The organism is Xenorhabdus sp. PR6a (assembly GCF_028599065.1).
Taxonomy (GTDB): Bacteria; Pseudomonadota; Gammaproteobacteria; order Enterobacterales; family Enterobacteriaceae; genus Xenorhabdus; species Xenorhabdus doucetiae.
Genome location: NZ_JAQRFJ010000074.1, coordinates 1 through 13742 on the forward strand (window position 1 = coordinate 1; position 13742 = coordinate 13742).

The following is a 13742-nucleotide window of genomic DNA, read 5'->3' on the forward strand; positions in this document are numbered from 1 at the left end:
TTAGAACAGGGGAAAAATATTTACGAAATTGCGTTTGATGTGGGGTATAGCTCATCCTCGGCTTTTATTGCCATGTTTCAGCAGCTTGCCGGGACAACACCGGAACGTTTCAGAAGAGGCTGATCTGACAGTAAAAAATCCTATATCCATCATCTTGTTACTGGGCGGCTAGCTTGAAAAGAGCAAGGCATATAGGTTTTATGCAGATAAAGTGGCAGAATAGCGTGTCACGCCCATTTAAGCCATTGGATGAGAAAAGTGAAAATTTTGGTTGATGAAAATATGCCTTATGCTGAACAACTCTTTCAGCAATTGGGTGAAGTACAGGCCATTCCGGGGCGTCCAGTACCGGAGGGTGTGCTGGAACATGCTGATGCCTTTATGGTTCGATCGGTCACTAAAGTTAATGAATCCCTGTTGCAAGGCAGCTCAGTGAAATTTGTGGGCACGGCCACGGCGGGAATGGATCATGTGGATCAGCAATGGTTATCTCAGGCCGGAATTGGGTTTTCCGCCGCCCCCGGATGTAACGCCATTGCCGTCGTTGAGTATGTCTTTTCAGCACTGATGCTATTGGCGGAACAAGATCAGTTCCAACTTACAGATAAAACCGTGGGTATTGTCGGGGTTGGCAATGTCGGTGGGCCTTTGGCTGATCGGCTGGCGGCTTTGGGCGTGAAGACCTTACTGTGCGATCCTCCCCGCGCAGATCGGGGTGATGAAGGCGAGTTTTGGCCTTTAGAAAAACTGGTGAAAGAAGCCGATATTCTGACTTTCCATACCCCCTTGAATCAATCTGGCTCCTATCAGACCTATCATTTGGCGGATGCAGAATTACTTTCTGCATTACCGGACAACCGAATTTTAATTAATGCCAGCCGTGGCGAGGTGGTTGATAATCAAGCACTACTTGCCGTACTGCAACAGGGGAAAAAACTCCGTACCGTCCTTGATGTTTGGGAACCAGAGCCTAATCTTTCCCTGCCCCTGCTGGAGTTAGTCGATATTGCGACTCCCCATATTGCTGGCTATACCTTGGAAGGCAAGGCACGGGGAACAACCCAGGTTTTTGAGGCGTATTGTGAATTCCTGGGGCAGCCCCGCAAGACGGAACTGGCTGATTGGTTGCCGGCTTCTGATTTCAGCCAGATCACCGTGCAGGGAGAAGTCACACAAAGCGTCCTCAAGCGTTTGATGCACTTAGTGTATGATGTGCGCCGTGATGATGCTCCCTTACGTCAGGTTGCGGATCAGGCGGGTGCGTTTGATCGGTTACGCAAAAACTATCCAGAACGTCGGGAGTGGTCTTCCCTGACCGTGCATTGTGACGCAGAAGAGAGCGCTCAATTGCTATCCAGCATTGGATTTAATGCAACGGTGATTTAATACCGGCAGGGGTTTCCTGCCAGCCGGCAAAAATAAGAAATGAAATAAGAGAAGTGGAGAAAACCAACATGTCAGAAGGTTGGAATATTGCGCTATTGGGTGCAACGGGCGCAGTTGGTGAAGCGATATTGGCGTTATTACAGGAACGTCAGTTCCCGGTTGGTGAACTGCATCTTCTTGCCAGCGAACAAAGTGCTGGAAAGATCCAGCGTTTTAACGGCAAAAATATCACCGTTCGTGATGCGGCAGAATTTGACTGGTCACAGGTGCAACTCGCTTTTTTTGCCGCGACGATGGAAGTCACTGCGCAACATATTGAAAAAGCAACGGAGTCGGGTTGTCTGGTGATTGACAGCAGCGGCTTGTTTGCCGCAGAGCCTGATGTGCCTCTGGTGGTTCCCGGCGTTAATGCATACGCACTGGCTGAATACCGTCACCGTAACATCATTGCGGTGGCCGACAGCGCAACCAGTCAGGTGCTGACCGCCATCAAGCCCTTGATCGATGCGGCCGGCATTGCCCGTTTACAGTTGACCAATCTATTGCCCGTTTCCGTGCATGGCAAAGCTGCCATTGATGAACTGGCAGGGCAGAGTGCCCGTTTATTAAATGGCATTCCACCCGATGAAAGCCGTTTCAGCAAACAATTGGCGTTCAATATGCTGCCTCTGTTACCTGATGCAGAAGGTACAGTGCGTGAAGAGCGTCGTATTGTCGATCAAATTCGCAGAATATTGCAGGATGAAGGGCTGCCGGTTTCCGTCAGTTGTGTCCAATCGTCGGTTTTCTATGGCATTGCGCAGATGGTCAGTGTCGAAACATTGCGTCCGGTGGGGATAGAAGAGGCGCGTGATGAATTTGAACGTGTCGAAGACATTCAGGTCTCAGACGAGGGAGATTACCCGACTCCGGTCACGGATGCGTCGGGCAGTGATCGTTTAAGCATCGGTTGCCTGCGCCATGATTATGGTATGCCAGAGATGCTGCAATTCTGGTCAGTTGCCGATAATATCCGTTTTGGCGGTGCCTTGATGGCGGTTGAAATCGCCGAAAACCTGATGCAGGAGCAATTTTACTGATGTCTGATACCGAGCTGGGTCAGTCTGTGCCAGCGGCAAAGCAAGTGAAAATTGCACTGGGGATTGAATATGACGGCAGCCGATATTATGGTTGGCAGCGTCAGCAAGAAGTGAAAAGCGTACAGGAGTGCCTGGAAAAAGCCCTGTCGAAAGTCGCGAATGAGCCGATTGCCGTTTTTTGTGCAGGCAGGACGGATGCCGGGGTACACGCAACCGGGCAGGTCGTGCATTTTACCACCTCGGTACAACGTAAAGATGCCGCATGGACGATGGGAGTCAATAGCCATTTGCCAGCGGATATCGCAGTACGTTGGGTCAAAACGGTGGAGGATGAATTCCATGCCCGTTTCAGTGCAACCGCTCGCCGTTATCGCTATGTGATTTTCAACCATCGCTATCGTCCTGCGGTATTGGCGCACGGTGTCACGCATTTTCATTATCCATTGGATGAGAAAAAAATGCATGAAGCGGCACAGAGCTTGTTGGGAGAGAATGACTTTACCTCCTTCCGCGCCGTGCAGTGCCAGTCCAATTCACCGTGGCGCAATATGATGCATATTAACGTCAGCCGGCACGGGCATTATGTTGTGGTTGATATTAAGGCGAATGCCTTCGTTCATCATATGGTGCGCAATATCGTTGGCAGCTTGCTGGAGATTGGTTGCGGTAACCAGGATATTGGCTGGATGGCGGAATTATTAGCCCTGAAAGACAGGACAAAAGCGGCAGCAACCGCCAAAGCTGAGGGCTTATATTTAGTTGCGGTGGATTATCCTGATCGTTTTGGTTTACCTGAACCGATGATGGGCCCCCTGTTTCTGGGAAATAAATTAATCTGACATTTTCGAATCATGACAGGGATGTTGGGTCGTAACGAGGAATATTATGGAGTTTTTAACTCATTTTGTTGATTTTGCGAAATTCATTGTCGATTTTATTTTACACATTGATGCGCATTTAGCGGAGTTGGTGGCTCACTATGGTGATTGGGTTTACGGCATCCTGTTTCTGATTATATTTTGTGAAACAGGCTTGGTGGTGACGCCATTTTTGCCGGGGGACTCCTTGCTCTTCGTGGCGGGTGCACTCTCTGCACTTGATTCCAATGATCTTAATGTCCACATAATGGCAGCTTTGATGATTACAGCCGCCATTATTGGTGATGCGATAAACTATACCATTGGTAGAATTTTGGGTGAGAAACTGTTTACCAATCCAAATTCAAAGATTTTCCGCCGGAGTTATTTAGATAAGACTCATGGGTTTTATGAAAAACACGGTGGAAAAGCCATCATTTTGGCTCGGTTTGTGCCAATTATTAGAACGTTTGCACCGTTCGTTGCCGGAATGGGGAAAATGTCTTACCGCCATTTTGCGGCTTATAACGTCATCGGTGCATTTATCTGGGTGCTATTATTCACCTATGCGGGTTATTTATTTGGTGATATGCCGGTGATACAGCAGAATCTGAAATTATTGATTGTTGCGATTATTTTTATTTCTATTCTGCCGGGCATCATCGAAATTTGGCGTCATCGTCGCGCTGCCTCGAAAAAAGCAGCAAGCAGTGCAGTAGATAGATAAATCGATAACCGTAAACAGGTTTGAGCAGTTTTTTATCCACACTGTAATGGCATTGTGGTTTAATGGCACGTAAAACAAAAGCTGGCATCAGCCAGATTCAGACGGAAAGGTTCATTAATGAGCTGGATTGAAAAGATTCTAAATAAAAGCAAAATAATGCAAACTCGTAAGGCAAACATACCTGAAGGAGTTTGGACAAAATGCGACAGTTGCAGTCAAGTACTTTATCGTGCTGAATTAGAGCGTAACCTTGAGGTGTGTCCAAGATGTGACCACCACATGCGTATTTCAGCCCGCCAACGATTGGATTCATTCTTGGATGAAGGCACTGGCACGGAATTAGGCAGTGAGCTGGAACCTAAGGATATCCTGAAATTCCGTGATATCAAAAAATACAAAGATCGCTTGGCTGCCGCCCAGAAGCAGACGCAAGAAAAAGATGCGCTGATCGTCATGAAAGGTAAGCTGCATGATATGCCCGTGGTGGCCGGTTCCTTTGAATTCAATTTCATGGGTGGCTCAATGGGGTCGGTGGTTGGCGCCCGTTTTGTCCGTGCGGTTGAACAGGCTCTGGAAGATAACTGCCCGTTTGTCTGTTTTACGTCCAGTGGTGGGGCACGTATGCAGGAATCCCTGATGTCACTGATGCAGATGGCAAAAACCAGTGCTGCGCTGGCAAAAATGCAAGATCGGGGTTTGCCTTATATCTGTGTTTTGACCAACCCAACGATGGGCGGGGTGACCGCAAGTATGGGGATGCTGGGCGATATTAATATCGCGGAACCGAAGGCATTGATTGGCTTTGCCGGCCCGCGTGTCATCGAGCAGACCGTGCGTGAAAAATTGCCGGAAGGTTTCCAGCGCAGTGAATTCCTGCTGGGGAAAGGGGCAATTGACATGATCGTGCGCCGTCCAGACATGCGCGATAAAGTTGCCAGCCTGCTCGCCATGTTGACGCATCAACCGCAGCCGGGCGCAAAAACGGAGCCAGTGGAAGCAGTCGTTGTTGACTCTGCTGATGTTGAAGCTGATATAAACATCAATCCTAATAAAGAAGATGTCTGATATTTTGCAAATTCCTCAAGCCACGTCGCCACTGATGACGTGGCTTTCCTATCTGGGAAACCTGCATACCAAAGCCATTGATATGGGGCTTGAGCGTGTCGGAAAACTGGGTCGTCAATTAGACCTATTGAACCCAGCACCCAAAGTGATCACCGTGTCAGGCACCAATGGCAAGGGAACGACTTGCCATACTCTTGAATCTATTTTCCTGGCCGCAGGGCTGAAAGTGGGGGTGTACAGTTCCCCGCACCTGGTGCGTTATACCGAGCGGGTGCGTATTCAGGGCAAGGAAGCCACGGAACAAGATTTCTGCCGTGTATTTGCCGCGATTGAAGCCCAACGTGGTGATATCTCATTGACCTATTTTGAATATGGGACATTAGCCGCATTACAGCTTTTCAAAGAAGCGGATCTTGATGTCGTGATTTTGGAAGTAGGGCTGGGTGGCCGCTTGGATGCCACCAATATCGTTGATGCTGATATTGGCGTTATCACCAGCATCGCGCTGGATCATACCGATTGGTTGGGTTCAGATCGCGAACACATAGGCCGTGAAAAAGCCGGTATTTTCCGCCGCGGGCATTTTGCGGTAGTGGGTGAACCGGATATGCCCCATTCCATTGCTGACACTGCGGATGAATTGGGCGCGAAGCTCTTTCGTCGTGGTGTGGATTGGCACTTCTCACAACATGAAAATCGCTGGAATTGGTCAGGTAGTAATCAGCAATTCAATGCCTTGCCTTTACCCAACCTGCCGTTGGCAAATGCTGCGACGGCGATGGGGGTGATCCACTGCTTATTGCAACAGGATGATAAAGTCAGCCGCGCCATTGATGAACAGGCCATCCATACGGGATTGAGAAACGCCCAATTGCCGGGACGTTTCCAAATTATCAGGCAACATCCGCTGGTCATTTTGGATGTGGCTCATAATCCACATGCTGCGGGTTATCTGGTGCAAAAATTGGCCGAACTGCCTCGTTCAGCGGGCAGTAAAATTCGTGGTGTCGTTGGCATGTTGGCAGACAAAGACATTGCCGGTACGCTCGCCTGTCTTTCCCAACAAATTGATGAATGGTACTGCGCATCACTGCATGAACTGCGGGGAGCCGAAGCTGAAATATTGTCTGGGCATCTGGCTCACGCCAGAACCTTCCCGCAAGTCGAATCAGCCTGGCAGCAGGCAATGGAAGAAGCATCGGTGCAGGATATCATTGTGGTCTGTGGTTCTTTCCACACGGTTGCCCATGTGATGGAGGCATTGGTTGTGGAGGAATCGGAGGAGGGCAAGGAAAGTGGCCAGTAAATTTCAAAATCGCTTGGTTGGAACCCTCGTGCTTGTCGCATTGGGCGTGATTGTGTTGCCGATGATTTTTGATGGCGATAAGAAATATAACGAAGAGCAATTTGCTGCGATTCCTTTGGTGCCAAAACCGGGTGATGAAGAAGATATTGACTCGATCCTGCCATTGGCACAAAACATGCCGTCCACACCGCCTGAAGGGGCTGTACAAGCCATGCAATCACAGGAGCAAGAGCCAGATTTAGAAACACTGTCCAGGTTACCGTCTTCAGAGCTAGTAATAGCCCCCCCTGTTACTGGTACACAAGATCCTAAAACAACGGTGAAACCTGAATCCCCGCCTCAGCCGAAACTAGAAACTAAACCGCAGGTGAAACCGGAATCGCGTATTGAAAGCCAGCCAGAGACTAAACCGAAGCCAGCAGAACAAGCGCCTCAGGCAACAGCCTATGTGGTGCAACTTGGCGCATTAAAAAATGCGGATAAAGTTGGCGAGATAGTGGCGAAGCTGCGCCTTTCCGGGCATCAGGTATACACTGTGCCTGCTTCTCCGGTACAGGGGCAATTGACCCGGATCTATGTCGGGCCGAATGCGTCAAGGCAGGCACTGGAATCCATTTTGGCCGAATTGAGGGAAATTACGGGATTACAAGGGCAGATCAAAAACTATAGGCCATAATCGGAGGGTCTTTAAATTATTTTCGGTAGAGTGATGAATCCACTACGCAAACGTTTTCGTTTTCTGTTAGAATGCGCCCGACCTGAATGTCGGGGGTCTGTTTTTGGATTAAGATATGGTCTGGATTGATTATACGATTATTGCCATTATTGGCTTCTCGGCACTGGTTAGCCTGATTCGTGGTTTTGTTCGCGAAGCGCTCTCCCTGATAACATGGGGCTGTGCTTTCTTTGTTGCCAGCCACTTCTATACTTATTTGGCGGCGTATTTTACTCGCCTTGAAGATGAACTGGTGCGGAATGGGATAGCGATTGCTATCTTATTTATTGCAACACTGATTGTTGGTGCAGTAGTAAACTATGTTATTGGTTCACTTGTCCAGCGAACAGGCCTGTCAGGTACAGATCGGGTTCTGGGGATCTGTTTTGGGGCCTTGCGCGGTGTCTTGATTGTGTCTGCTATTCTGTTTGTTGCAGACTCTTTCACGCCCCTCCCCAAAAGTCAGGATTGGCAACAATCACAATTGATCCCACAGTTCAGTCAAATCATCAGGTGGTTTTTTGACTACCTGCAAAGTGCGTCGAGTTTCCTGCCGGAGAGATAACGCTCTCCGCTTGGCTGATGAGGAAAGGCTACATGTGCGGTATTGTCGGTATCGTCGGTTTTACACCGGTTAACCAGTCGATTTATGATGCATTAACGGTGCTTCAGCACCGTGGACAAGATGCAGCAGGTATTGCAACTATTGATGGTAACAATGGTTTTCGTTTACGTAAGGCTAATGGCTTGGTCAAGGATGTGTTTGAAACACGGCACATGCTACGTTTACAGGGAACCATCGGGATTGGGCATGTTCGTTATCCTACGGCGGGCAGTTCCAGTGCCTCTGAAGCACAACCTTTTTATGTGAATTCTCCTTTCGGTATCACATTGGCACATAACGGCAATCTGACAAACGCACATGAATTGAAAAAAATGCTGTTTGAAAATGCCCGCCGCCATGTCAATACCACCTCAGATTCTGAAATCCTACTGAATATTTTCGCCAATGAATTAGCCCAATTTCCCCATTTCCCCTTAGAGCCTGATGATATCTTCTCGGCAGTTGCAAACATGCACAAAAAAATTCGCGGTGCGTATGCCTGCGTTGCCATGATTATTGGGCATGGGATAGTGGCTTTTCGTGATCCACACGGTATCCGTCCTCTGGTGTTGGGAAAGAAAACGCGGGAAGATGGCCGCAATGAATATATGGTGGCGTCGGAAAGTGTGGCGCTGGATACCTTAGGTTTTGAATTCCTGCGTGATGTCGCTTCCGGTGAAGCGATTTATATCACTGAAAACGGGCAATTATTTACCCGCCAGTGTGCAGAAACCCCGTCATTGACCCCTTGTCTGTTCGAATTTGTTTATCTCGCCCGCCCGGATTCCTTTATTGACAAGGTATCGGTATATAACGCGCGGCTACGGATGGGGAAAAAATTGGGGGAAAAAATCGCCCGTGAATGGGAAGACTTACATATTGATGTGGTTATTCCCGTACCGGAAACCTCTTGTGACATTGCACTGGAAATCGCCCATATTCTGAATAAACCCTATCGTCAGGGGTTTGTCAAAAATCGCTATGTTGGGCGTACCTTTATCATGCCTGGTCAGCAGGAGCGACGTAAATCCGTTCGCCGTAAACTGAATGCCAACCGCGCTGAATTCCGGGGCAAAAATGTTCTGCTGGTGGATGATTCCATTGTGCGTGGCACCACGTCGGAGCAGATTGTCGAGTTGGCGCGTGAAGCGGGCGCTAAGAAAGTCTACTTTGCTTCGGCGGCACCGGAAGTTCGCTTCCCGAATGTTTATGGTATTGACATGCCAAATGCCAATGAACTGATTGCTCACGGCCGGGAAGTGGATGAAATCCGCCAGCTTATTGGGGCTGATGCGCTGATATATCAAGATCTCCACGATCTGGTGCAAGCGGTACGGGAAGAAAACCCTGATATTGAAAAATTCGAATGCTCTGTCTTTGATGGTATCTATGTGACGAAAGACATTGACCAGATTTACCTCGACTATCTGGAAAACTTACGTAAGGACGATGCTATGAAAGTGCGCGGACAGAGCGAAATAGAGAATCTGGAAATATATAATGAAGGATAATATTGTTATTATCATGCAGTTATATATCTTATCAACTTCAAGTTGCCGCTCGTAAGACGAAAACAACTGATCATCTCCCCGCAACGCAGGGAGATAATCAATGTATCTTGAAGTACGACGATATCGCCAGAATCTCAGAGGAAAACATGAAAAAATTGATTGTCGGGCTGACCGGAGCAAGTGGTGCGATTTATGGTGTCAGGTTACTGCAAGTTTTGCAGTCAGTAGAGGGCATTGAAACGCATTTGGTCATTAGCCAATCGGCTCGGCAGACTCTGGCATTGGAGACGGATTATACTTTGCGAGAGGTACAGGCGCTGGCTGATGTTGTCCATGACAATCGTGATATTGCCGCCGCCATTTCCTCTGGATCGTTTCAAACATTGGGTATGGTCATTTTGCCCTGTTCCATAAAAACCCTGTCGGGTATTGTGCATAGTTACACTGATGGCTTAATGACTCGCGCCGCAGATGTGGTCTTGAAAGAGCATCGCAAGTTAGTGTTGGGGGTGAGAGAAACCCCCTTACACTTGGGGCACTTGAGATTAATGGTACAGGCAGCGGAAATTGGGGCGGTGATCATGCCGCCGGTTCCCGCATTTTACCATCGTCCTGAACAGATTCAGGAGATTATCGATCAAACGGTTAACCGTGTGCTTGACCAGTTCGATATCGACTTGCCAGAAGATCTCTTTCACCGTTGGCAAGGGGTTAAACCTGTTGGAGACGACATTTAAGTGAGTCATTATGCTGTTGCGAAGCGATCACAACAGCATAATTCAATCGGTGGATACAAAAATTAGCCCGCCTGGTTTTGTGCTTTTATGACATCTTGCAAGGCTTCCTCCAACTGAAAATAACGGAAACCAAATCCGGCTTGTTCCAGTTTCTGAGGGATAGCCTGTTGACCACCTAACACCAATGCTGCGGCTTCTCCCATCACTATTTTTAAGACAAATGCAGGAATGCGCATGAAAGCAGGGCGATGTAATACTCTGGCGAGTGTGGCGCTAAACAGCTCATTATGCACAGGATAAGGCGATGTCATATTAAAGGGCCCCTGTAGCTCAGGTGATACCAGCAGGTAATAGATACCATTAACCATATCATCAATGTGTATCCACGGCATATACTGCTTGCCATTGCCGATTGCGCCACCTAAACCCAACCGGAACAGGGGCAGCATTTTTTGCAGTGCACCTCCTCTTGGCGCCAGGACAATGCCCGTGCGCAACAAGCATACACGGGTTTTGCCACTTTTGGCCTGTAGAGCAAGTTGTTCCCAACGATCACAAAGCTGATGAGCAAATTCATTATGAGGCAGATCATTTTCGGTAACGACGGATTGCCCTTGATCGCCATAATAGCCAACCGCTGAACCGGAAATAAATACCGATGGCGGAGATTCACTGGCCTTAATGAGCTTGCTCAATTGTTCCGTAAGCTGCCAGCGGCTTTGGCAAAGTTTCTTTTTTTGTTTTGGTGTCCATCGCTTATTGGCAATAGGCTCACCGGCAAGATTGATAACGGCATCAAAGCCGTTGAGGGCGTGTTGGTTATTTAATGTTGTCCAGCATTCAACGCGATCAGAAAACAGAGAATACACTTTTTGTGGTGAACGACTCAAAATGGTGATGGAGTGGGAGAGCGAAAGTAGTTGGCAGATCAAGTGATGACCAATTAACCCTGTTCCCCCCGTCACTAAGATACGCATAGCCACCCCCTGTAACAAAAGATAATTGTCTATTGACTATAACAAGGGATGACTCAACTGGCAGCGAAATATGCTGCTATCTGTTATCAATATCAAGTTTTATGGTGAAAGGTTTCGCCATTAACTGAATTTTTCACATATATTTGAATTAAGCATCCTTATAGGCTGCTTGTGTTGCAGGGCGTTGTCTGATCTTATCCAGCCATTTTGCAACCGCAGGGTAATCTTGCAAATCGATTTTTTGGTGTTCATAGCATTTCGCCCACGGATAAGTGGCGATATCTGCGATACTATATTCGTTTCCGCCGAGATAGGCGTATTTTTCCAGTTGGGTATTTAAGACCTTATATAAACGCTTTGATTCTTCCACATAGCGATTAATGGCATAGGGGACAACTTCCGGGGCATAGCGATTGAAATGGTGATTTTGACCGAGCATGGGGCCAAAGCCGGCAACCTGCCAAAACAGCCATTGCAATTGTTCGGTACGTTCACGCAAATCTTGACTTAATAGCTGGCCTGTTTTGTTTGCCAGATAAAGTAAAATGGCACCTGATTCGAAGATAGAGATAGGTTCTCCCCCGCCGGCGGGTTGGTGATCGACAATGGCCGGGATCTTGTTATTGGGAGCGATGGCAAGAAATTCAGGTTTGAACTGTTCGCCGGTATTGATATTGATCGGGTGGATGGTGTAAGGAATGCCGACTTCTTCAAGAAAAAGGGTGATCTTATAGCCATTTGGGGTTGGAGCATAGTATAGATCTATCATATAACCTCTAGTAATAATAACTGATAAAAAATGTACCAAAGTTACCTTACCACCGTTTGTCGATAAAATGTTATAAATTTACTGCAAAAACTAACAGGTAACGCATTGATAGAAGGCTTTTAGGATAATGAAAGAAAAACCAACAAACATTGAATGGATTGATATCGTCAATGAAGACAATGAAGTCATCGCGCAATCGACTCGTCAGCAGATGAGAGCGCAGAACTTGAGGCATCGTGCAACTTATATTGTCGTACATGATGGAATGGGCAAAATACTGGTTCAGCACCGTACAGAAACCAAAGATTTTTATCCGGGAAAATTAGATGCAACGGCAGGCGGTGTTGTGACGCAGGGAGAAACTTTTCTTGATGCTGCCCGCCGGGAAGCCGAAGAGGAGTTGGGGATTGCAGGCGTTCCTTTTGCCGAACATGGTCTTTTCTACTATGAAGAGGACACTTGCCGGATATGGGGTAGTCTGTTTAGTTGTGTTAGTCATGGCCCATTTGCCTTGCAGGAAGAAGAAGTCACCGCAGTTTACTGGTTAACGCCGGAAGAAATTACCGCCCGTTGTGATGAATTCACCCAAGATTCACTAAAAGCGCTCTCTTTATGGTTGGCGCGTAACAATCAAATAGAATCGTTTTTAAATTAAAGAAGAGTGTTTATGGATTAAAGAGTTGATATGGAAAAGCTCATGTATTCTGCGCTTGATAAGTATGGTGATATTTATTGCAGGGATAAAGATTTTCCATTGGTATTAAGAGATTATTTAAAACAGGGGTGTGTATATTTACGATACCTACCCCTTGTTTTAATTGGTCTTAATTTATTATTTCACTTTTTCTTTTATTGATTGTCAGAAAATTTTTCCAAAAAGAATTTAAAGTGATAGCCATCTGCTTTTTCAAACCGCATATGGGGCGGTTTTGTATCATCATAAGCAACAATATCAAGGTCAGTACCATTATATTGAAAATAGACTGCACCTTGAGTAACAGGAATATTACTCTGATTAAATATCACGACGGACGTGACGTATAGCTGATGATCTTTTGGTATTAGACCAACAATTTCATAATCCCCATCTGAATAACAATCTACTGCGTTGGGGATGGTATAAGTTTGGATATGTGCTCTGAATCTTTGATTTACACCTGATTCGTTAATTAATTTTACTGCCAGTAGATCACGGTTTGAAGGCGATACAATAAACTTTGTTAATCCTTGAATATCGCTGATATCGGGTTGACTTGTATCCCATTCACGATAAATTTGCCCAGGCTCACTGTCAGTGCTATGTCGCCAGGCGAATATGATAGAGCCTGTTCCAATTTCAACGGAAAAAATTTATCGTTTAATGGTGTACCCGCTAAATTGACTTCTGTACTATTTTCTGGATATTCATAGGAAGAACCCGCATAATTTTTTTGCGTATAAAATATAGCGCCATTAGTTAATTTTTCTTTGGACATAATAGGTTTTATCCTTATGTTTGGTTACAAAGTTAAATAACTAGAATAAGAGGATTGGTTTATATGTCAAGATAATGGGCGGCTCTTATATTGAGTGTTGTCTTTAAAAAAAATTCATGTTTGATTTTATGTTGTATTATATTAATAAATGATGGCGTTTAAATTTGTAATGTTTTTTTGCTCTGTTTTTTATAACCGTACTGTTTATTCAAATAAATAATACTTGATCGTGTTTCCCCGCTTCCAGTTGATCAAAAAAGTCATCACCATTGACCCGCTTGCCTGCTTCCATATCCGCTTTGGCTTGAATTGCCCTTAATTGCAACAATTGCAATTTGAGTAATTCGATATTTTGATATTCATCCATCATATACTAATGAAATGGACACCTCCCCAAAACGGCTTTCGTGAGCCATGCTGAATACATCAGCAAAAAGATGAAGAGGTGTCCAATGGAACAAGTTATCGGAATTGATCTGGCAAAGCGAGTGTTTCAAGTACATATTGCGTCCCCGCTTGGCAAAATGATTAGAA

16 protein-coding genes and 1 pseudogene are annotated in these 13742 nt (G+C 46.4%); 12 read left to right on the plus strand and 5 right to left on the minus strand.

The window, feature by feature from the left end:
* From PSI15_RS15520 to PSI15_RS15570, 11 genes are all read left to right on the plus strand, one after another.
* Positions 1-123 (plus strand): helix-turn-helix domain-containing protein (locus PSI15_RS15520; protein WP_273584324.1); only part of this gene is annotated, 123 nt, incomplete at its 5' end.
* Between the two features lie 135 nt (positions 124-258).
* Entirely contained in the window at positions 259-1386 is a 1128-nt protein-coding gene (gene pdxB, locus PSI15_RS15525) for a 4-phosphoerythronate dehydrogenase PdxB (protein ID WP_273584311.1), read from the plus strand.
* A gap of 68 nt (positions 1387-1454) precedes the next feature.
* Positions 1455-2465: an aspartate-semialdehyde dehydrogenase gene (locus tag PSI15_RS15530; RefSeq protein WP_273584312.1), complete on the plus strand. Its 1011-nt coding sequence runs from the start codon at positions 1455-1457 to the stop codon at positions 2463-2465.
* On the plus strand, positions 2465-3304 hold the full coding sequence (truA, locus tag PSI15_RS15535; protein ID WP_273584313.1) for a tRNA pseudouridine(38-40) synthase TruA: 840 nt from the start codon (positions 2465-2467) through the stop codon (positions 3302-3304). The genes PSI15_RS15530 and truA overlap by 1 nt, the downstream gene beginning before the upstream one ends.
* A 46-nt stretch (positions 3305-3350) precedes the next feature.
* Positions 3351-4049 carry a DedA family protein gene (locus PSI15_RS15540; RefSeq protein ID WP_273584314.1) on the plus strand — a complete coding sequence of 233 codons (699 nt, stop codon included), beginning with the start codon at positions 3351-3353 and terminating at the stop codon, positions 4047-4049.
* A gap of 117 nt (positions 4050-4166) precedes the next feature.
* On the plus strand, positions 4167-5114 hold the full coding sequence (gene accD / locus PSI15_RS15545; protein ID WP_045971536.1) for an acetyl-CoA carboxylase, carboxyltransferase subunit beta: 948 nt from the start codon (positions 4167-4169) through the stop codon (positions 5112-5114).
* Positions 5107-6420 carry a bifunctional tetrahydrofolate synthase/dihydrofolate synthase gene (gene folC / locus PSI15_RS15550; protein ID WP_273584315.1) on the plus strand — a complete coding sequence of 438 codons (1314 nt, stop codon included), beginning with the start codon at positions 5107-5109 and terminating at the stop codon, positions 6418-6420. The genes accD and folC overlap by 8 nt, the downstream gene beginning before the upstream one ends.
* Positions 6410-7096 carry a cell division protein DedD gene (dedD, locus tag PSI15_RS15555; protein WP_273584316.1) on the plus strand — a complete coding sequence of 229 codons (687 nt, stop codon included), beginning with the start codon at positions 6410-6412 and terminating at the stop codon, positions 7094-7096. The genes folC and dedD overlap by 11 nt, the downstream gene beginning before the upstream one ends.
* A 115-nt stretch (positions 7097-7211) precedes the next feature.
* On the plus strand, positions 7212-7700 hold the full coding sequence (gene cvpA / locus PSI15_RS15560) for a colicin V production protein (RefSeq protein WP_273584317.1): 489 nt from the start codon (positions 7212-7214) through the stop codon (positions 7698-7700).
* A gap of 32 nt (positions 7701-7732) precedes the next feature.
* Positions 7733-9250, plus strand: a complete 1518-nt coding sequence (gene purF, locus PSI15_RS15565) for an amidophosphoribosyltransferase (protein WP_273584318.1) — start codon at positions 7733-7735, stop codon at positions 9248-9250.
* Between the two features lie 146 nt (positions 9251-9396).
* Positions 9397-9987, plus strand: a complete 591-nt coding sequence (locus PSI15_RS15570) for a UbiX family flavin prenyltransferase (RefSeq protein ID WP_273584319.1) — start codon at positions 9397-9399, stop codon at positions 9985-9987.
* A gap of 62 nt (positions 9988-10049) precedes the next feature.
* On the opposite strand, the gene PSI15_RS15575 is transcribed toward PSI15_RS15570, so the two are convergent.
* Both PSI15_RS15575 and PSI15_RS15580 read right to left on the minus strand, forming a co-directional pair.
* Positions 10050-10964, minus strand: coding sequence for a TIGR01777 family oxidoreductase (locus tag PSI15_RS15575; RefSeq protein ID WP_273584320.1), 915 nt, complete (start codon positions 10962-10964; stop codon positions 10050-10052).
* Positions 10965-11112: 148 nt separating this feature from the next.
* Positions 11113-11733 carry a glutathione binding-like protein gene (locus PSI15_RS15580; protein WP_273584321.1) on the minus strand — a complete coding sequence of 207 codons (621 nt, stop codon included), beginning with the start codon at positions 11731-11733 and terminating at the stop codon, positions 11113-11115.
* A gap of 127 nt (positions 11734-11860) precedes the next feature.
* Between PSI15_RS15580 and yfcD the strand changes: the two genes are divergently transcribed.
* Positions 11861-12388, plus strand: coding sequence for an NUDIX hydrolase YfcD (gene yfcD, locus PSI15_RS15585; RefSeq protein ID WP_443256102.1), 528 nt, complete (start codon positions 11861-11863; stop codon positions 12386-12388).
* A 194-nt stretch (positions 12389-12582) separates the two neighbouring features.
* Here yfcD and PSI15_RS15590 read toward each other — a convergent pair whose 3' ends face one another.
* From PSI15_RS15590 to PSI15_RS15600, 3 genes and pseudogenes are all read right to left on the minus strand, one after another.
* Complete coding sequence (locus PSI15_RS15590) at positions 12583-13008, minus strand: hypothetical protein (RefSeq protein WP_443256103.1); 426 nt, start codon at positions 13006-13008, stop codon at positions 12583-12585.
* A pseudogene (locus tag PSI15_RS15595) lies at positions 12994-13208 on the minus strand (beta/gamma crystallin domain-containing protein); the annotation flags it as partial. The pseudogene PSI15_RS15595 and the gene PSI15_RS15590, both read right to left, overlap by 15 nt.
* Positions 13209-13416: 208 nt before the next feature.
* A complete protein-coding gene (locus tag PSI15_RS15600) occupies positions 13417-13578 on the minus strand; it encodes a hypothetical protein (RefSeq protein ID WP_273584323.1) in 162 nt (53 codons plus the stop codon).
* Between the last annotated feature and the right edge of the window lie 164 nt (positions 13579-13742).